A 17856-nucleotide genomic window follows, 5' to 3' on the forward strand; every position below is an offset into this window, starting at 1 on the left:
ACTCCTGTGCAATCAGTCCAGGGTGATCTTCAGATCACGAATCAGTTTCTGCCAACGCGCAGTCTCGCTCTTCAGCAGCTCGGCGAACTGGGCCGGCGTGTTGCCGACCGGCTCGACGCCGAAGTCGCTGAGGCGCTTGTGAACGGCCGGCTCGTTGATCGCCGCGACGACCTGCTTGTTCAGCGCCGTGATCACATCGGCCGGCGTGGCCACCGGCACGACCATGCCCACCAGGGCGGCGGCCTCGACGTTCTTGTAGCCCAGCTCGGCAAAGGTCGGCACATCGGGCAGCTGGGGCAGGCGCTTGGCATTGGCCACCGCCAGCGCCTTGACCTTGCCCGATTTGATGAAGGCAGCACCCGCGGCCAGGTCCACCATCATTGCCGGCACCTGGCCGCCGGCCACCTCGGCCAGGGCCGGTGCGGCGCCGCGGTAGGGCACATGGGTCATCGTCAGGCCGGTCTCGACCTTCAGCAGCTCCATCGCCAGATGGTGGGGGCTGCCGGCACCGGCCGAGCCGTAGTTCAAACCTTCCGGAGTGGCTTTCGCCTTGGCGATGAAGTCCTTGGCGCTGGTGACCGGCAGGCTGGGGCCGACGACCAGGATCATCGGGAAGCGGCCCATCAAGGTGACCGGCGCCAGATCCTTGACCGGGTTGTAGCTGAGCGTCTTGTACAGCACAGGGTTGAAGATCAGCGTGCCGTTGTCGGCCGACAGCACGGTGTAGCCGTCGGCGGGCGAGCGGGCCGTCTCGGCCGCGGCAATGGCCGTGTTGGCGCCGGGCTTGTTGTCAACGACCACGGTCTGGCCGACCTGGCTGGACAGCGTCTGGCCAATCGTGCGGGCCAGGAAATCGGAGCCACCCCCGGCGGCATAGGGCACCAGCCAGCGTATCGGCTTGGACGGGAAGCTCTGGGCCGTGGCCATCGAACTCAGCAATGGCAGGGCCAGGATCAGGCCGGCGAGGTGCTTTTTCATCGAGTCTCCTTGATTTTGATCACGCAATGCGTAAGTATCATGCGCATTGCGTAATTAATGCATCAAGGGAAAACCCTTGATTTGAATCAAGGCAAGCCCAGCCTCACAACTGCTTAACATCGGCGCCCATGGACTTCAACGACGACACCGCCCCCCGCGCCCGCCGCCAGCGCGTGCAATCGGCCGAAACCGGCATGGCCGTGCTGAAGGGTTTGGCACGGCTGGGCGGCCGCGCCAGCCTGACGTCGCTGGCCGCCCATGTGGGCGAGAGCCCGGCCAAGGTGCATCGCTATCTGGCCAGCCTGGTCGAGGAGGGGCTGGTCGCGCAGGACGCCGGGTCCCAGGCCTATTACCTGGGCGCCGAGGCCATACAGATCGGCCTGGCAGCGATGCGTCAGGCCGACCCGATACGCGCCGCCGAGCCGGCCCTGGTGCGGCTGCGCGAGAGCCTGGAGGTGACTTGTTTTCTGGCCGTGATGGGCAACAAGGGCCCGACCATCGTGCGCATGGAGGAGCCCGGCCTGCCGGTGACGGTGAATGTGCGCGCCGGCTCGGTGCTGTCGATGCTGTGGTCGGCCAGCGGCCGCGCCTTTCTGGGCTTTCTTGACGAGTCGCGGGTGCGGGCCTTCGCCGAGGAGGATCTGGCCGCTGCGCCGCCCGAGCAGCGCGCGCAGCTGGATGCCGCGGATCCGATCGGCCAGTTGCGGCGCGAGGTGCAGGCCGCTGGCTGTGCCACCGTGCGCGATACCTATCTGCGTGGCATCAGCGCCGTGGCCGCGCCGCTGTACGACCATGCCGGCCGCGTCTGCGCGGTGCTGACGGCGCTGGGCGCGACCGGTGGGTTTGACCCTGCGGCGGACGGCGTGATTGCCACGGCCGTACGTAACGAAGCCCGGGCGGCCAGCGAGCAGCTGGGCCAGACCCGGGCTTGAGGGGCGGACGCCGGCTCAGCGGGTGCCGGTCACCTCGATGACAACGCGGCGATCGGGCTGCAGGCAGGCGATCAACTTCGCCGTCTGCTGGGTGCCCTTGCAGTCGCCGGGCTGCGTGACCGGCATCGACTCGCCCTTGCCGCTGGCGTTGACCTTGCTGCCCTCAATGCCGCCCGGGGCTACCAGATAGGCCTTGACCGCTTCGGCGCGCTGCGTCGAGAGGCGCTGGTTGTAGGCCTCGCTGCCCAGTCGGTCGGTATGGCCCTCGACCATGATCACGTCGAAGCGGGTGGCGCGAGTTTCGCTTGCGAACTGGTCCAAGGCCAGCCGGCCCTCGGGCTTGATCGTCGACTGATCGAAGCCGAACAGCGACTCCGCGGCAAAGCTTACGCGCCGGGGCGGGGGCGGCGCGGCCGGCACCACCACTGGCGGAGGAGGGGGCGCCGCGGCAACGATGACCGGCGCCGGTGCGGGCGGCGGCTCATAGACCGGCGCGGCGCTGACCCGCGGCGCCACCGTTGGCGCGCGACCGAACGGGAACACCAGGCTCAGCGACACCACGTTGACGCCGCCGTGATTGCCCACCGCGTCATTGACGCGGTAGTGCTCGGCCTCGCCGCGCAGCAGCAGCGACGGACCGAAGGCGTATTGCAGGCCAGCGCCGGCCTTGTAGTTGACCTCGCGGCTGCTCGGGTTCGGGTTCAGCACGGCCACCGCGCCGGTGCCGCTGAAGTGGTCACGGGTACGCGCATGCTGCGCGCCCAGCCGCACGAAGGCGGACAGGCGCTCGGTCAGCGGCATCGTGCCGATCAGGTCGAGGTTGATGCCCGACAACCGGATCTGGCCATTGAGCGAACCCGTTGGCGTGGTGGTGGTGGCGAAGCCGAACTTGCCCAGATCGAAGTAGCCCAGCTCGACGCCCAGGTGGCGGTTGAACTGATAGCCACCGAACAGCTTGAAGGCCTTGTCGCGCTCGTCACGGTTGAAGCCGGTGACCGTCAAGCCATTGCCGACCAGGCTCGAGCTGATGCGCTCCTGGTCGATCCTGGCCCTCGACGAGCCGACGGACAGGCCACCGTAGTAGTAGCTGTCGTCCTGGGCCAGGGCGGCGGTGGCGAGCACCGAGCCGAGGCCGGCCAGGGTCAGGAATCGCAGGGTGTGATTGGAGATCATCGTGTGCTTTCGGACAGTCGTTGAGGCGCGCTTGAATCGGGCGGGGGTGCGAGCGTTCATGGCGCAACAATCGTGGTGTTGACCAGGGTCACCGAGGCCGTCAGGCCGATCGCGCGACCGACCAGGGTGGTCTGTATGGCCTGACCGGCGGTGGAGAAGGTCACGCCGGCCGGCGCGATGATGGTGCCCACCATGGTGCTGCCGTCCTCGACGCGGGCCGCGCTGCCGACCTGCCAGAACACGTTCTTGGCCTGGGCGCCGTTGATCAGGACCACACGGCGCGGCGTGGCTTGCAGGCCCACGGTCAGTGCCGAGGCGCTCTGGAAGACCCACGCTGCGTTGGCGTTGCCTTTTGCATCCAGGGTCAGGTCGCCGCTGGTGACGTCGAAGGTGCCGCCGGCCGAGGTGTAGACCCCCGGAGCCAGCACCAGGCCGCCGAGCTGACCGGCGCCAGGATCGGTGCCGGGCGGCAGGGCCACCATCAGGTTGTAGGCGGCCTGCGCGTCAGCACGGGCCTGGACAGCAATGGCCAGCGTCGTGCTCGTGCCCGGTGCCGGGGGGCCGCAGTTGATGCTGCCGTTGACCGCACCGATGTTCAGCGGCGTCTGCGTGTAGGCATTGCTCGCGTCATGGAAGCCGGTGATCAGCGAGCATGCCGCGGTGCTGCCCAGATTGCCACCCACCACGGTGTTGATGCCCTGGTTGGTGACACCTGCTGCGCCGCCAAACGCCCCGAAGGACGCGGCCGAGCCAAGGTCCACCGTGGTCACGAGCGTCCCGCAGGACGTCACGCCGGTGGAGAAGGCCCAGATCCGGGCGGTCGCCAGCGCATTGCCGGCCAGGTCCTTGACGCCGGTGCTGCCAGCGGCAATGGTGACGACGTAGCCTCGGTCCGCGGGCAGTCCCGTCGCGGCCGTGGGCGCAAAGGTCGCCACCCGGGTCAGTGCGTTGTAGCTGACGGAGCCGGCCGCGGCCACGCCGCCGTCGGTGACGCTGAAGCTCGATGTCGTGATCGTTGCCGCGTCCATGTCCTCGCTGAAGGTCGCGCTGACGCTGGCCGTGGCCGAGCAGACGGCCGTGTCGGCATCGACCGGGCTGATGGCAATCACCTCAGGGGCGATGCTGTCGGTCGACGCACCCGTGGTGAAGGTCCAGACCTGATTGCCGGCTGCGGGCAGACTGGCGGTGTTGCCGGCAAGCGCGTTACCGGCAAGATCGGTGGCCGCCGTGGAGATCGTCGCCGTGTACAGCGAGCCGCTGGCCAGCGAGGCCGCCAGGGCCGGCGTGAAGGTGGCGGTCCGTGAGGCGGCCACATAGGTGACGGTGCCTGCCACCGCTGCGCCCGCGGTGGTGTTGGTGACGCTGAAGCTTGCGGCGGTCAAGGTCGCCGGATTCATCGGCTCACTGAAGGTGGCGCTGATCTTGGTGTTGATCGGCACCTCGGTGGCGCCGGCCAGCGGCAGGGTGACGGTGACGGTTGGCCGCGTCGTGTCGAGCGCCGCGGCCGGGCCGGTGACGAAGCTCCACACGAAGGCAGCGGACAGCGGCACATCGGTCATGTCCATCACGCCAGTGCTGATGGTGGCCGTGCAGGTGGTGGTCGGCGGCAGCGGTGCGGCCGGTGTCAGGGTTGCAATCCGGGTGGCGGCGTCATAGCTGACGGTCGCTGTCACCGCCGTGCTGCCCGGGCAGCCCAGGCTGAAGCTGGCCGGCGTCAATGACGCGGCTTTCATCGGCTTGCTGAAGATGGCCGTCACCTTGGATCGGATGTCCACTCCGGTCACGATCGGCGTGTTCGCCACCGGCGAGGTCGCGGTGACGGTGGGCACGCGGGTGATGTCGGGCGTGCCCAGTACCGGGTCGAGATCGCCGCCACCGCAGCCCGACAGCGCGGCGATCAGCAGGGTGCAGGCTCCAAGCTTCGGTGCGTTGAAGAAGGTGCGGAGTGCGTGCATGGTGAGGTCCTTGCGCAGAGCCTGATCGCGGCGATTGCCACGACAAGCTTGCGTTGTAGGACCTTGGAGCGCAGTCGTCTGTGCGCTGGCGTACGCTAGCCGCGCACTTCGCCCTGCCCCAGCACCACCCATTTCAACGAAGTGAGTCCCTCCAGGCCCACCGGGCCACGGGCGTGGAACTTGTCGGTCGAGATGCCGATCTCGGCGCCCAGACCGTACTCGAAGCCGTCGGCAAAGCGGGTGCTGGCATTGATCATCACGCTGGCCGAATCGACCTCGCGCAGAAAGCGCATCGCGTTCGGGTGGTTGGTCGTCAGGATGGCGTCGGTGTGATGCGAGCCGTAACGGTTGATGTGGCTGATAGCCTCATCAAGACCTGTCACCACCTTGATGCTGATGATCGGGGCCAGGTATTCCTCGCTCCAGTCGGCCTCGGTGGCGGCCACCACCTTGGCGCCGGGCACATCGACCAGCATGCGGCGGCTGATGCCGCAGCAACGCATCTCCACGCCCTTGGCGGCGAAGATGGCGCCGATGCGGGGCAGAAAGGCCGCCGCCTGGCGCTCGTGCACGAGCAGCGACTCGGCGGCATTGCAGGGGCTGTATTTGTGGGTCTTGGCGTTGTCGGCGACTGCCAGCGCCTGCTCCAGGTCGATCTCGGCATCGACGTAGACATGGCAGTTGCCGTCCAGGTGCTTGATCACCGGCACCTTGGCCTCGCGGCTGATGCGCTCGATCAGGCCCTTGCCGCCGCGCGGGATGATCACGTCGACGAACTCCGGCATCGTGATCAGATGGCCCACCGCCGCGCGGTCGGTGGTGTTGACCATCTGCACCGCGTCGGCCGGCAGGCCGGCCTCGGCCAGCGCATTGCGCACCAGTGCGGCCAGCACCAGATTCGACTGCAGCGCCTCGGAGCCGCCGCGCAGGATGCAGGCATTGCCGCTCTTGATGGCCAGCGAGGCGGCCTCTATCGTTACATTCGGCCGGCTCTCGTAAATCATGCCGAACACGCCCAGCGGCACGCGCATCTGGCCTACGCTGATGCCCGAGGGCCTGCGCTTGACGCCGGTGATCTCGCCCACCGGGTCGGCCATGGCGGCGAGCTGCTCGCAGCCCTCGGCCACCGTCTCCAGCACCTTTGGGGTCAGGCGCAGGCGGTCCACCATCGGGGCGTCAAGGCCGGCGGCGACGGCGGCGTCCAGGTCCTTGGCATTGGCGGCCTGCAGGGCCGGGCCCTGGGCCCGCAGCCGGCGCGCCAGCGCCAGCAGGGCTGCGTTCTTGGCTGCGGTGGGCGCGGCGGCCATGGCGGTGGCGGCGCGGCGCGCGGCGGCGCCGAGCTCGGCCATATAGGCATTCAGATCGTGGATGGAGGCAGTCATGGCGTCATTTTCGCCGATGCGGCGTGGGTGTGCCCTGTCACCGGTCTTTCAGACGCTGTCCGGGTCGAAGAAGCGTCGCGACAGGCCGGCGCGGCCCGGAAAGAACTTGAAGAAGGGCCGCGCCGCGTCAACCGTGCGCGCCACCGATGGGCGATCCATCAGGCGATCGAAGTAGGCGCTCAGGCGTTCATGCTGCGGCGCTATCGGTACATAGCTGGCGGCATAGAGCAGGGCCGGTGCGGCCGCGCAGTCGGCCATGCTGAAGGCATCGCCGGCCAGCCAGGTGCGCCCTTCGAGTTGGTGGTCAATCAGTGCATAGGCCGATGTCAGGCCTTCGCGGGCCCGGGCCACGCCCTGCGCGTCGCGCTCAGCCTCCGGGCGCAAAAGATCGGCGGTGAGCGCCTGCATAGGCGTCATCACGTACAGGTCGAGCAGGCGGTCCCAGAGGCGCACCTCGAGCGCTGCGCCGGGGTCCGGCGGGACCAGCGTGCGGCCCGGGCCGGCATGGTGGCGCTGCAGGTGCTCGATGATGATGCTGGTCTCGGGAACGGGCCGCCCCTGGTCCACCAGCAACGGCATCTTGCCAAGGGGCCACAGCGCCAGGAAGGCCGCGCGCTCGGCCGGATCGCCCAGGTTCAGCAGACGCCTGTCTGCCTCGATGGCCAGCTCGTCGAGCGCGATCAGCACCTTGTGGCAGCAGGACGACAGGGGGTGGTAGTGCAGCGTCAGCGCGGTCATGGCGGTAGGCGTCCCGGTGTGTGCGGAACGGGAAAGTATCATGTCCCCAGCCCCACTCCCCACCATGTACGCGAAATTCTTTGGCCTGCAGCACGAGCCGTTCTCGATCGCGCCCGACCCTCGCTACCTGTTCATGAGCGAGCGCCACCGCGATGCGCTGGCGCACCTGCTGTATGGCCTGCGCGGCGGCGGTGGCTTCGTGCTGCTGACCGGCGAGATCGGCGCGGGCAAGACCACGGTTTGCCGCTGCTTCCTGGAGCAGATACCGAAACGCTGCAATGTGGCCTATATCTTCAACCCCAAGCTCACCGTCAACGAGCTGCTGAAGACGGTCTGCGAGGAATACGGCATCCAGCACGAGCACCCGGAGGCTGCGGCCGAGACGGTCAAGCAGTACCTGGACCCGATCAACGAGTTCCTGCTCCGCACCCATGCGGTCGGCCAGAACAATGTGCTGATCATCGACGAGGCGCAGAACCTGTCGGCCGAGGTGCTGGAGCAGCTGCGGCTGCTGACCAATCTCGAAACCAATGAGCGCAAGCTGCTGCAGATCATCCTGATCGGCCAGCCCGAGCTGCGCACCTTGCTGGCCCGGCCCGAGCTGGAGCAGCTGGCCCAGCGGGTGATCGCGCGCTTTCATCTGCAGGCCCTGTCCGAGCCGGAGACCTCGCAGTACGTGCGCCATCGTCTAGGCGTGGCCGGCTTCAGCGGCGTGCTGCCCTTTGATCGCAAGGCCTTGCGGCGCATCTTCCGGTTGACCGGTGGCGTGCCGCGGCGCATCAATCTGCTCTGCGACCGGGCCCTGCTGGGCGCCTATGCCCAGGGGCGCAGGCAGGTCGATGGCGCCACGGTTGATCAGGCCGCCGCGGAGGTGTTCGATGCCGGCCGCTTGCGCGCCGCAGTGCCCGGCCGCCGCCGCGCCATTGCGTGGCTGGCCGGTGCGACCGGCGTGGTCGCTGTGGCGACGGCCATCGCGCTGGTCATGGCCATGCCTGATCGCGGGCCGGCCCGCCCGCTGGCCGCTGCTCGGCCAGCATCAAGCCCGACGGCCGCTGCCCCGGCCAGCCGCGTAGCAGCGTCGAGCACCAGCGTGGTGAAGCCGGCCGCCTCACGGCCGGCTCCGACGCTGGAAGTCTCTTCCGCCGCCATCACCTGGGGCCTGCGCGATGAGGGCGAGGCCTGGCGAGAACTGGCCCCGGCCTGGCGCCTGACCCTGCCCGAGGGCGATCCCTGCCCGGCCGCCAAGCGCCAGCAGCTGCAGTGCTTCCGCAGCGAGGGCGGCCTGGCCCTGCTGCGCCTGCTCGATCGGCCCAGCCTGCTGACCCTGCGCGATGACGACGGCAAGCCCTCCTATGTGCTGCTGCTCGGCCTGGGCAGCCAGCATGCGACCGTGCGAGCCGGCTCGCGCACGCAAACCATCAGCCTGCTCGCGCTGGGCCGGCAGTGGCGCGGCGAGTTCGCCACGCTGTGGCGAACGCCCCCGGGCTATACGGCCAGGCTGGGCCCGGGCCCGGCGCTGGACTGGTTGGACCTTCAGCTGGCCCAGGCCCTGGGCTTGGCCCCTGGGCCGGCCGGGCGCGGCCTGGATGCCGCCTTGCGGTCCCGGGTGGCGGCCTTCCAGCGTGCCCAGGGCATGGTCAGCGATGGCCGGGTGGGGCCGGTCACGCTGATGCAGCTGAACCGCGCCGCGGGCGTGGTCGAGCCCCGCCTGCAGCCGCTTCCGACCTCAGACCTTGCCAGCTAGGGCCGCCCATGTCGTACATCCTTGATGCCCTCAGGCGCGCCGAATCCGAACGCGAGCGCGGCACCGTGCCCACCTTGAGTGCCAACCCGGCGGCGGCAGACCTGGCCGACGATGATGTGGCTGTGCGGCGCGTGCGGCCTTGGGTCTGGGCGGGCATGCTGCTGTTGCTGGCGGTGCTGGGTGCGGCAGCGGCGCATCGGTTGATGCGCGGAGACGCCGTACCGCCGCCCACGCCGCCATCGCCGCCGGCCCAGCCCGCGCAGACCCAGACCGTCGCTGCAGCACCGCCGCCGCCACCTGCCGCTCAAGCCGCTGCGGTCGCGCCGCCGCCGGTTGAGGCAATACCTGCCCCCGAAACGAAACCGCGTGCGCCGTCGCGGCCGCCGGCGCCCGCCGCTGCGGCGGAGCGTCCGCTGCCCATGGCCAGCGGCCTGCCCGAGGACATCCGCCGGCAGTTGCCACCGCTGGTGGCCGGCGGTGCGATGTACTCCGAGTCCGCCGCCCACCGTATCCTGATCGTCAACGGCCAGCTGTTTCGCGAGGGCGACAGGATCGCCCCCGAGCTGGTGCTGGAGCAGATCAGGCACCGGGGCGCTGTGCTGTCGTTCAAGGGCCAACGCTTTCGCATCAGCTACTGATCGCCAGGCCCCAGGCTCAAGCGACAGCGCCGTTGCGGCCGGGCAGCCGGTAGCGCAGCTCCGCAAAGCCCGGCCCGATCAGGCGGGCCGACAGCAGGCGCCAGGGCGGACTCGTGACGCGGCGGGGAAACAGCGGCTTGCCTGTGCCCAGGGTCACCGAGGCCACCTGGATGATGGCTTCATCCAGCAGTCCGGCATCATGGAACTGCCCGGCCAGGTCGCCGCCACCGACGATCCAGATGTTCCTGTTGCCGGCGGCGAGTGCCATTTCGGCATGCACTTCCCGGACGCCTCCTTGAACCATGCGTATGTCTGCGCCTTCGACGCGGGGCAGGTCCCGGTGCGTGAAGACCCAGGTCGGCTGTGTGTACGGCCATGCCGAGCCCGCCTCGTCGGCGACCTTGTCGGCATGGCGAAGCATCCACTCGTAGGTCGTCGCGCCCATGGCCAGGGCGCCTACCTCCGCAATGAAGGCCGGATAACTGGTGTCATTGATGTCTCCGAGAGGGAACAGCCAGTCCAGGGAATCGTCTTCGGTGGCGATGAAGCCGTCGAGGCTGGTGGCGGTGTAGTACTGGGTCGTCATCGAGAGCTCCTAGAAAGCGATGTCAACAGCCTTCTTGACTTCGGTGCGCACGTTGGGAACGCTGATCCACTCGAACACCGCGTTCAGCTCCGCCACTATGGCCCCTGCGGCGACTGACACTCCGCTCGGGAGCTTCATCGACTCGGTCGAGTGCGCGTCGCTGACCAGCGCCAGGTTGTAGCCGCGGTCGACTGTGGCATAGGCGGTCGCTCGAATACACCAGTTGGTCGCTGCGCCGGCCAGGACGATCCGGGAGATGCCGAGGGCCTTCAGTCGCTGATCCAGGTCCGTGTTCGCGAACGAAGAGTTGTACTTCTTGTGGATGACGAGCTCCGCAGCGGACGGGACGAAGTTCGGGGCGAGCTTCCAGCTCTCGGAGCCGTACTTCAGCTCATCGTCGTCGGAATGCTGAACCCAGACCACCGGCGCGCCGGCGGCTCTGGCCTTGTTCACGAGCGTCTCGATGTTTGCAATCACGCGCGTTGACTCCCAGATGCCGGATACAACGCCCACCTGGGCATCCACCACCAGCAATGCAGACTTGGCGCGCGTCGCTTGGCCCGCTGACCGGCTGTCTTGCGCGATGGCGAAGACTGGGCAAGTGGCTGCGAGCAGCAGCGAGAAGAATCTGGGTGAAAGTGCCATGATGATTCTCTGGTGAGGTCCGCATCGATGCAGCGGCTACGCCTTGGCCTTGAACCAGGCGACCAGGGCATTGGCGTGGCCATGGCCCATCTGATGCTCGGTCTTGAGGTGGCTGACGAGATCCATGTGCTTGAGTGGGCCCGTTTGCTTGAGCACTTCCATCCAGTGGGCGATGGGCTTGCCGTACTTCTTCTCGATGGAGGGAAAGTAGGAAGCCGGGCCTTTGACCGTTTCTCCGGTTGACATGCGTTGACTCCTTTCGATCGGCGTCGCTGTGTGCAGGACACGCGCCGACAGTTGGGTGAATGATTCCATCTCAACGACGATTGATGGCAGCGATATTCGACACGCGGGTGTGACTATTTCACCTGAACTGAATGAAGATATTCTGCGACCCCCAGTGTTGCTGGAAGATGGCCGCCGACCGGACCAGGCCCGGCTGGATGGGGTACGGATCTCGATGCCAACACGGGCAAGGAGTCCTTCAGCAGATCAAGGTGCGTTTCGAGCGCCCGCGTTGAGTCATGAAACCATCGGAAGACAGCCGCATATCGGCCTCTGCCGTCGGTGGCGCAGAAGGCGGCCCCTGTTGTGGAGCGCCCCAGCACGGCCGTGGTGCCAGCGCCCAGCGTCACCAGCAGCACCTCGTCAGCACCTGCAAACTCGCGCTTCAAGAGGCGCTGCACGCGGCGGCCACGGATGCTGCTCATGCCCAGCGTGTATTGGCCGGCGAGGGAGGTCAGGGTGTCTGGGTGGATGGGCATGGGGTGTCACTCCCTTTGCCTGAAGTGGCCGAACGGCAAGCCCGGCTGCGTCAATGCCGTGATGAGGAACGAGGGCTTCAAATCGACTTGATGTAGCTCCGTGAGCGCAAACCATGCAAACTCGAGCCGCTGGTTGCCCTCGATGCCGATGTGCACGCGGTCTTTGGCGAGTAGTTGAGAGTCGGGTCTGAAGTGGGCCAGGAAGTGCAGGCCGAGCTCATGATGGCGCTGCCCCTGATAGTCGAAGAAGTTCTCGGCAACATACAGCAGGCGCTCGCAAACCACTTCTTGCCCAATTTCCTCCTGCATTTCCCTGGCAACGGTTGCGGCCGCATCTTCGCCGGGTTCGACCCGGCCGCCCGGAAGCGCCCAGAACGCATCGAACTCGGTTCGGTGCAGAAGGACCGAACCGTCATGAACAATGACCGCCGCTGCCCGCAACTGAAACTTGTGCCCATCGAGGATGAAGGAAATCATGCTGCTGTGCGACTCCTACTTGTTGTGCCAGTGTCCTTTGTGCAGGGACCGCACCAAGGTTCGCCAAGCTGTCACCGCACCTGTTCATGGCCCTTGATGCGCTGCTCCATTCGCAGCCGTGCCTGCACGTCAGCGGAGGCCATGGCGACGAGCGCTTTCAAGGCAGCCGCATCGATATCCACTTCCGGCCTGAGCATTACATGGCGCATGAACTTGCCCCTGCCTTCCATCGGGAGCTCGGCGCCGCAGTAGTAACCGCCGACAAGCTCAAGCGTCGACGGTGTAGTCATGCGGGTTCGATTTCCAGGCGGGGCGGCCTTTTGATCCCGGGCGACTCGACCCTCACGATGCCGCAGAGTGTATCCGCGGGGCTTGCAGCGCCGCGCTGTTGAATCCGATGGACGGGCTGCAGGTGTTTTGAAGCTTGTCACGGAGTCGAGCCATGAGTAAATCCGGCACCTTGTTTGTCGGATTGAACGCCATCGATGCCGGTGCTGAAATCTCCGGGCTATCCCGGCTTCACAACCATGAGAAAGAAGATGGCCGGCATGGCCGCGAAGGCCGGGTAGCCCAACCACTCCCAGTACCGTGCATAACGCCAGTAGAGCGGTGGCAGCTCGGTGTGCAGCAGCTGTGCCTGGCGCGCCATGGCGGCCATGCGCAGCTGCAACCACACCACCGGCAGCCAGCACAGGCCCGCCAGCCCGTACAGCAACAACGAGACCAGCAACCAGGGGGTCGTCAGCGGCCAGCCAGCCCAGTGAGCCAGCAGCAAACCGCTGATGGGCTGAAAGATGACCGTCGGCGTGGTGAACCACCAGTCGGCGCGCACCGCGAGCCGCGCCACGTGGGCCTGCGTGCTGATATCACCGCTGCGATTGGCAAAGAACAGGTAGAAGGCCGAACCCAGACCGGTGCCCACCAGCAGCACGCTGGACATGATGTGCAGCCACTTGACTGTCAGATAGGTGTTCATCGCGTGCGTATTGCCAATACCCAAAGCAGTCCGGCCAACGCAACGTTCTTCGTCAGCGGGCCAAGTGGGTGCAGCCACAGGTCAGGTCGAAGCAGGCTGGCCAGCACAGTCATCGCCACCATCATGAACAGGGCCATCAGATAGACGCGCCGTGACGGCTTGAGCCACAGCGCCAGACCCAGCAGCGCATCGACGACGGCACCACCCAGTATCAGGGTGTCCATCAATGCCGGCTGTTGCATCCCGGCCGCACGCAGCAACTCGGCGCTCTGCCCATGCCACTCGATGACACTGACCAGGCTGGTGGCGAGCCAGACGAAGACCAGGCAGTAGCGCAACAGTTTGACGTCCCGCGCTTCGAGGCGCATGTCCGCTCCTGTCATTGGGTAAGCTCCTGCCAGGCGCTCAACTCATCGGCATGCCCGGTCAGGAATTGGCTCATGCGCTCGAAGCGCCGCCGGGTCTGCCGATCGAAGACCAAGCGGACGACGGGCTCGATCAGCCAGCGAAGTGCGCGCGGCCCTGCCTCGAAGGTGTAGGTGTATATCAAGATTGAGTTCTGGGCATCGATGGGCCGATGTTGCATTGATGCGGCCCAACGTGTGAACGGAAACGAACGGCCGATCATGCTCGCTGCGGCCCGGTGGGGCCGATCGAATGAAACAAAGCGCGTGCGCATCGCCAGCCCGCGCAGCCAGCCGGCGCCACTGCTTTCCGTCACTGCACCGACATAGGGACAGGGCGCGCCGCCCTGGACTTCGGTCACGGCCACCAGCGAATCCCAGCGCAGGCGCCAATGGTGATAGTGGAAGGCATCAAAGGCCACCGCCGCAGAAGCGGGCATCACGAACTCAAGTCGGCCGTGTGCCATCGCCACCACCCTCTTCAAGCACATCGGTCAACATGCCCCAGCGTGCGAACTCGGGCTCGAAGTCGCCGAGCGACAGGAGGCCCGTGCAAGGATGCGCCCCTGTCGGTAACGACTCACCGCGCGCCAGTCGGCGCGCCAGCAGGATGGCGGCCATGCAGGGGATCTCGGGGCCACGGTCATTGTCGGCGGCGATATGCCAGGCCCGGCTGGCTTCAAGGCCCCGTGCGTCCAGGCCCTGCACGCGCACCACCATGCCGCCCAACGACGATCCCAACCCATCCAGCCAGCGGGCCGAGGCGTTCAGGTGACGCGCCAGCGCCTGCGGGCGCCGCAACAGGCCGATCCGCCGCAGCCCGGCCAGTGTGGCCATGCCGCGCTGCGCAATACCGACCTCGAGCGCGGCGCGGAACATCACCGTCTGAACCCCGGCATAGAGCGCGGGAAACAGCTCCAGATCGGGAATGTCGCAAAGCGCCCCGAGCCTTGGGCGCAAGCGTGCAAAGAATACGCGCTGGGGTTGAGCCCAGCCATGACGCAACTGCCAGCGACCGTCCAGCCAGACCCGCAGCGGCGCCCCGCAATAGCTGAGCACGGCGGCCAAGGTGGCTTCGCCGCGCGGTGCGGTCTGCGCCGGGGCGATGCAGATGTCTATGCTGCGAATCTCTGGCCAGCCAACGCAGAGTGCGTCGACCACGGCAGAGGACAGTGCGGGTACCGTGCTGGCGCCGCTGATCGCGCTGCGGTCGGCCGCGCGGAACGGGGTGTCCAGCGCAGCGGAGAAGTCGCAGACGAAGCGGCGGCCGTCGGCCAGATCGATGTAGTGCGCGTTCGCAGCTGCTGCGGCGCGAGCCACGGCGTAGTCCAGGCCCTGGAATGGGCCCGCCGCGTGAACGACCAGACCCACCCTCTGCGCGCGCAGTTGCTTGGCCAGGTCGGACCGACCGGCATCGATGTGCAGGCCGCGCGCACCGTGCGCCAGCCGCGCAGTCAGGGCCTCCGCACGGGCTGCATCGCGGCCGCCGATGAGCAGCTCGATGGCCGGGTCGGCGCTCAACGCACGGGCAATGCGTGCACCGAAGTTGCCGTAGCCGCCGAGCACCAGAATCTTCAGAACGCCTCCCGAGCTGCCAGCCTGATAGGTTCAGGGCCCAATCAGCTTGCCCTCATCATCCCAGGTCTCCAGCGGCCCCCGCCCCAGTGCATCCAGCTGCGGCAGCACTTTGGCCTTGTCGCCAACGGCGACGACGATCAGCTCGGCCGGTTTGACCTGTTGCTGGGCGGCCTTGAAGGCGCTGGCGGCGGTGACGGCGGCGTACTGGCCGGGCAGCTTGACGATGTGATCTTGGGCTAAGCCCAGGGCCCAGTCGCTGGCGTAGCTGGAGACGACGACGCGGTTGGTGTCGAACAGGCCGGGCAGCGACAGCAGCTGGGCATTGCGCACGCGGCTCAGCTCGGCCGCGCCCATGGGCTTGGCACGCAGGCCGGCTATCTCGGTGAACATGTCGCCGAGCGCCGGCCCGGTGACCTCGGTGCGCACGCTGCCGTAGATGCCGAACTGGCCGCTGCTGCGACCCATCGCATAGGCCGAGTAGACGCCATAGGTATAGCCCTTGACCTCGCGCAGCTGGGTGTTGATGCGCGAGGTGAACAGGCCGCCGAGCGCCGCGTTCATGACCTTGATCGAGGCCGCCTCGGGATGCGATGCCAGCGGGCCGGCGGAGACCACGGCCAGCGCGGTCTGCGGCGCCCCGGGTTTGTCCACCAGCACGACGCGGGCCTGGGTGCTGCGGGCCGGCGGTGCGGCCTGCACGGCGGCCGCTGCGGCGGGGCGTTGCCAGGCGCCGAACAGTTGTTCCGCCAGCGTCCTCAGCTCGGCTTCGGTGATGTCGCCAGCCACCACCAGGGCGGCCTGGTCCGGGCGGTACTGGCTCTGCCAGAAGCGGCTCAGGGCGGCGCTGTCGGTGGCCTTGATGCTGGCCTCGTCGCCCAAGGCAGGCATGGCCAGCGGGTGGCCTTCGCCCTGGACGGCGCGATTGGCCACCAGCGAGGCCACAGTGGGCGCATCGGCACGTTGCTGGGCCAGCGCGGCCAGGCGGGCGCTGCGCTGACGCTCGACCTCGGCCGGGCTGAAGGCCGGATTCAGTGCCACATCGGCCAGCAGGGTCAGGCCTTGACCGAAGTTGGCTTTCAGGCTGCTGAGCTCGATGCGCGTGTCCTCGCGGCCGGCGGTGGCCTGCAGGCTGGCACCCAGATTGGCCAGTTGGTCGGCCAGTTGCTGGGCGCTGCGTGTCTTGCTGCCCTCCTGCAGCATGGCGGCGGTGAAGCCGGCCAGGCCGGGCTGGTCGGCGGGGTTGTTCATCTGACCGGCGCGCAGCACCAGTGCGGCGCTGATCAGGGGCAGGCCCGGTTTGGCGACGTGGACCACCGTCAAGCCATTGGCCAGCGTGAAGCGCTTGCCCGCCGGCAGGCTCAGGGCAGGCGCCTTGCCCGGCTTGGGTTGCTGCTTGCGCCAGGGCTCGTTGGCATTCAATGCCTCGCGCTCGCCTTTGGCGGCCGCTGTGGGCGCAGGGGGAGTGGCCACCTCGGCCGCCAGTACCTTGGGGCCGGGTGTGGCCTGCACCACCACCCGCGCGTTCCTGCCCAGGTATCGGGCCGCGGCCGCGCGCACCGTGTCCGGCGTCACCGCCTGGTAGCGGGCCAGGTCCTTGCCGATGAAGTCGGGGTCGCCGGCCATCTGGTTGTAGTGGTTGACCAGATCCGCCAGCGTGCCCATCTTCTCCATGCGCGCGAACAGCTGGGTCTGGATGGTGGTGCGGGCGCGCTGCAGCTCTTCGGCCGAGGGCGGCCGGGTGGTCAGCTCCGTCAGCTCGGCGTCGATCAGCGCCTCGATCTCGTCCAGCGACTTGCCGGGCCGCGCCAGCACCTCGATGCCGAACACCGAGCCCAGCGACGCCGAGTCCTGCGAGACCTGCACGCTCTGCGCCAGCTGGCGTTCGTAGACCAGCTTCTTGTACAGGCGGCTGGCCTTGCCGCCGCCGAGGATGTGCGAAACGACGTCGAGGTCGGCGTCGCCGCTCTGGTATATGGCCGGCGTGTGCCAGGCCAGGTTCAGGCGAGGCAGCTCGACGTGGTCGGTGACCTGCACGCGCCGTTCGGCGGTGAGGCGCGGCTGGGCGACGACCACCGGCGGCACCGGCTCGCCGGCCTGCAGCGTGCCGAAGTACTTCTGCACCAGGCGCTTGGCGTCGGCTGCCTTGAAGTCGCCGGCCAGCACCAGGGTGGCGTTATTGGGCCGGTAGTAGCTGCGTGCGAAGGCCTTCACATCGGCCAGCTGGATGGACTGGATGTCGGCATGGGAGCCGATCACGACCGCCCGGTAGGGATGGCCCTCGGGAAACAGCGCCTGGTAGATGGCCTCCTCGACAACACCATAGGGTCGGTTCTCGACCGACTGGCGGCGCTCGTTGCGCACCACGTCCTGCTGGTTGGCCAGGGCCACCGAGTCGACCTCGTCGATCATATAGCCCAGCATGTCGGACTTGATCCACAGCCCCAGCTCCAGCTGGTTGGCGGGCAGGGTGAAGTAGTAGTTGGTGCGGTCGAAATTGGTCGACCCGTTGGAGTCGGTGCCGCCTGCCGCATCGACGATTCGGTCGGCCGCTCCTCGCGGTATGTGCTTGGTGCCGGCGAACATCAGGTGCTCGAACAGATGGGCGAAACCGGTCTGACCCCTGGCCTCGTTGCGCGGCCCGGCATGCACCCACAGATTGAAGGCCACCAGGGGCAGGCGGTGGTCCTCGATCAAGATCACCTCGAAGCCATTGGCCAGCTTCAGCTTCTCGTGCCGTACCGACAGGCTGCTGCCATCGGACACCACGGCGCCCAGCAACGGGCCCGCGGCGAGTGCGGGCAGAGTCGAAACGCCGCCGAGACCGGCGCAGACGGCGGCGAGGGCCAGGAGTTTGAAACGCATGACAAGGGATCCTGCTGTCAGTGG

The 17856-nt window shown here is 67.6% G+C and carries 19 protein-coding genes; 3 read left to right on the forward strand and 16 right to left on the reverse strand.

What is annotated here, in order from left to right; translation table 11 throughout:
- Positions 1-12: 12 nt before the first annotated feature.
- Positions 13-978, reverse strand: a complete 966-nt coding sequence (locus DES47_RS08620) for a Bug family tripartite tricarboxylate transporter substrate binding protein (RefSeq protein ID WP_133700267.1) — start codon at positions 976-978, stop codon at positions 13-15.
- 128 nt (positions 979-1106) lie between these two features.
- Here DES47_RS08620 and DES47_RS08625 point away from each other — a divergent pair, with 128 nt between their 5' ends.
- Positions 1107-1910 (forward strand): IclR family transcriptional regulator, encoded by an 804-nt coding sequence (locus DES47_RS08625; RefSeq protein WP_133700268.1) that lies wholly within the window; start codon positions 1107-1109, stop codon positions 1908-1910.
- 15 nt (positions 1911-1925) lie between these two features.
- On the opposite strand, the gene DES47_RS08630 is transcribed toward DES47_RS08625, so the two are convergent.
- The 4 genes from DES47_RS08630 to DES47_RS08645 form a co-directional block, all read right to left on the reverse strand.
- Positions 1926-3083 (reverse strand): OmpA family protein, encoded by a 1158-nt coding sequence (locus tag DES47_RS08630; RefSeq protein WP_133700269.1) that lies wholly within the window; start codon positions 3081-3083, stop codon positions 1926-1928.
- Between the two features lie 56 nt (positions 3084-3139).
- Positions 3140-5038, reverse strand: coding sequence for an Ig-like domain-containing protein (locus DES47_RS08635; RefSeq protein WP_133700270.1), 1899 nt, complete (start codon positions 5036-5038; stop codon positions 3140-3142).
- A 95-nt stretch (positions 5039-5133) separates the two neighbouring features.
- Complete coding sequence (locus DES47_RS08640; RefSeq protein ID WP_133700271.1) at positions 5134-6420, reverse strand: glutamate-5-semialdehyde dehydrogenase; 1287 nt, start codon at positions 6418-6420, stop codon at positions 5134-5136.
- 48 nt (positions 6421-6468) lie between these two features.
- Complete coding sequence (locus DES47_RS08645; protein WP_133700272.1) at positions 6469-7158, reverse strand: glutathione S-transferase family protein; 690 nt, start codon at positions 7156-7158, stop codon at positions 6469-6471.
- A 64-nt stretch (positions 7159-7222) separates the two neighbouring features.
- On the opposite strand from DES47_RS08645, the gene DES47_RS08650 reads away from it, so the two are divergent.
- Positions 7223-8902, forward strand: a complete 1680-nt coding sequence (locus DES47_RS08650) for an ExeA family protein (RefSeq protein WP_133700791.1) — start codon at positions 7223-7225, stop codon at positions 8900-8902.
- 8 nt (positions 8903-8910) lie between these two features.
- Positions 8911-9540 (forward strand): general secretion pathway protein GspB, encoded by a 630-nt coding sequence (locus DES47_RS08655; protein WP_133700273.1) that lies wholly within the window; start codon positions 8911-8913, stop codon positions 9538-9540.
- 16 nt (positions 9541-9556) lie between these two features.
- Here the strand turns inward: DES47_RS08655 and DES47_RS08660 are convergent, their stop codons facing one another.
- From DES47_RS08660 to DES47_RS08710, 11 genes are all read right to left on the reverse strand, one after another.
- Positions 9557-10126, reverse strand: a complete 570-nt coding sequence (locus tag DES47_RS08660; protein ID WP_133700274.1) for a dihydrofolate reductase family protein — start codon at positions 10124-10126, stop codon at positions 9557-9559.
- 9 nt (positions 10127-10135) lie between these two features.
- Positions 10136-10771 (reverse strand): isochorismatase family protein, encoded by a 636-nt coding sequence (locus DES47_RS08665; RefSeq protein WP_133700275.1) that lies wholly within the window; start codon positions 10769-10771, stop codon positions 10136-10138.
- Positions 10772-10807: 36 nt separating this feature from the next.
- On the reverse strand, positions 10808-11017 hold the full coding sequence (locus tag DES47_RS08670) for a DUF4287 domain-containing protein (RefSeq protein ID WP_133700276.1): 210 nt from the start codon (positions 11015-11017) through the stop codon (positions 10808-10810).
- A gap of 113 nt (positions 11018-11130) precedes the next feature.
- A complete protein-coding gene (locus DES47_RS08675; RefSeq protein ID WP_133700277.1) occupies positions 11131-11535 on the reverse strand; it encodes a hypothetical protein in 405 nt (134 codons plus the stop codon).
- A 6-nt stretch (positions 11536-11541) separates the two neighbouring features.
- Positions 11542-12012 carry an NUDIX hydrolase gene (locus DES47_RS08680; protein WP_133700278.1) on the reverse strand — a complete coding sequence of 157 codons (471 nt, stop codon included), beginning with the start codon at positions 12010-12012 and terminating at the stop codon, positions 11542-11544.
- A gap of 71 nt (positions 12013-12083) precedes the next feature.
- On the reverse strand, positions 12084-12302 hold the full coding sequence (locus tag DES47_RS08685; RefSeq protein WP_133700279.1) for a hypothetical protein: 219 nt from the start codon (positions 12300-12302) through the stop codon (positions 12084-12086).
- A gap of 218 nt (positions 12303-12520) precedes the next feature.
- Entirely contained in the window at positions 12521-12988 is a 468-nt protein-coding gene (locus DES47_RS08690; protein ID WP_133700280.1) for a DUF2269 family protein, read from the reverse strand.
- On the reverse strand, positions 12985-13356 hold the full coding sequence (locus tag DES47_RS08695) for a DoxX-like family protein (RefSeq protein ID WP_243748221.1): 372 nt from the start codon (positions 13354-13356) through the stop codon (positions 12985-12987). The genes DES47_RS08690 and DES47_RS08695 overlap by 4 nt, the downstream gene beginning before the upstream one ends.
- Positions 13357-13367: 11 nt before the next feature.
- Complete coding sequence (locus DES47_RS08700; RefSeq protein ID WP_133700792.1) at positions 13368-13859, reverse strand: SRPBCC family protein; 492 nt, start codon at positions 13857-13859, stop codon at positions 13368-13370.
- Positions 13840-14958, reverse strand: coding sequence for a saccharopine dehydrogenase family protein (locus DES47_RS08705; protein WP_243748222.1), 1119 nt, complete (start codon positions 14956-14958; stop codon positions 13840-13842). The genes DES47_RS08700 and DES47_RS08705 overlap by 20 nt, the downstream gene beginning before the upstream one ends.
- A 42-nt stretch (positions 14959-15000) precedes the next feature.
- The gene (locus DES47_RS08710) at positions 15001-17832 is read right to left on the reverse strand and encodes a M16 family metallopeptidase (RefSeq protein WP_133700283.1); all 2832 of its coding nucleotides are present in this window, start codon (positions 17830-17832) and stop codon (positions 15001-15003) included.
- Between the last annotated feature and the right edge of the window lie 24 nt (positions 17833-17856).

This window comes from Roseateles toxinivorans (assembly GCF_004362525.1).
Classification (GTDB): domain Bacteria; phylum Pseudomonadota; class Gammaproteobacteria; order Burkholderiales; family Burkholderiaceae_C; genus Paucibacter; species Paucibacter toxinivorans.

Bases quoted from the DNA above. Each gene is read 5' to 3' on its own strand.
- DES47_RS08620 (WP_133700267.1), bottom strand. From the start codon at position 978: ATGAAAAAGCACCTCGCCGGCCTGATCCTGGCCCTGCCATTGCTGAGT.
- DES47_RS08625 (WP_133700268.1), top strand. From the start codon at position 1,107: ATGGACTTCAACGACGACACCGCCCCCCGCGCCCGCCGCCAGCGCGTG.
- DES47_RS08630 (WP_133700269.1), bottom strand. From the start codon at position 3,083: ATGATCTCCAATCACACCCTGCGATTCCTGACCCTGGCCGGCCTCGGC.
- DES47_RS08635 (WP_133700270.1), bottom strand. From the start codon at position 5,038: ATGCACGCACTCCGCACCTTCTTCAACGCACCGAAGCTTGGAGCCTGC.
- DES47_RS08640 (WP_133700271.1), bottom strand. From the start codon at position 6,420: ATGACTGCCTCCATCCACGATCTGAATGCCTATATGGCCGAGCTCGGC.
- DES47_RS08645 (WP_133700272.1), bottom strand. From the start codon at position 7,158: ATGACCGCGCTGACGCTGCACTACCACCCCCTGTCGTCCTGCTGCCAC.
- DES47_RS08650 (WP_133700791.1), top strand. From the start codon at position 7,223: ATGTACGCGAAATTCTTTGGCCTGCAGCACGAGCCGTTCTCGATCGCG.
- DES47_RS08655 (WP_133700273.1), top strand. From the start codon at position 8,911: ATGTCGTACATCCTTGATGCCCTCAGGCGCGCCGAATCCGAACGCGAG.
- DES47_RS08660 (WP_133700274.1), bottom strand. From the start codon at position 10,126: ATGACGACCCAGTACTACACCGCCACCAGCCTCGACGGCTTCATCGCC.
- DES47_RS08665 (WP_133700275.1), bottom strand. From the start codon at position 10,771: ATGGCACTTTCACCCAGATTCTTCTCGCTGCTGCTCGCAGCCACTTGC.
- DES47_RS08670 (WP_133700276.1), bottom strand. From the start codon at position 11,017: ATGTCAACCGGAGAAACGGTCAAAGGCCCGGCTTCCTACTTTCCCTCC.
- DES47_RS08675 (WP_133700277.1), bottom strand. From the start codon at position 11,535: ATGCCCATCCACCCAGACACCCTGACCTCCCTCGCCGGCCAATACACG.
- DES47_RS08680 (WP_133700278.1), bottom strand. From the start codon at position 12,012: ATGATTTCCTTCATCCTCGATGGGCACAAGTTTCAGTTGCGGGCAGCG.
- DES47_RS08685 (WP_133700279.1), bottom strand. From the start codon at position 12,302: ATGACTACACCGTCGACGCTTGAGCTTGTCGGCGGTTACTACTGCGGC.
- DES47_RS08690 (WP_133700280.1), bottom strand. From the start codon at position 12,988: ATGAACACCTATCTGACAGTCAAGTGGCTGCACATCATGTCCAGCGTG.
- DES47_RS08695 (WP_243748221.1), bottom strand. From the start codon at position 13,356: ATGCGCCTCGAAGCGCGGGACGTCAAACTGTTGCGCTACTGCCTGGTC.
- DES47_RS08700 (WP_133700792.1), bottom strand. From the start codon at position 13,859: ATGGCACACGGCCGACTTGAGTTCGTGATGCCCGCTTCTGCGGCGGTG.
- DES47_RS08710 (WP_133700283.1), bottom strand. From the start codon at position 17,832: ATGCGTTTCAAACTCCTGGCCCTCGCCGCCGTCTGCGCCGGTCTCGGC.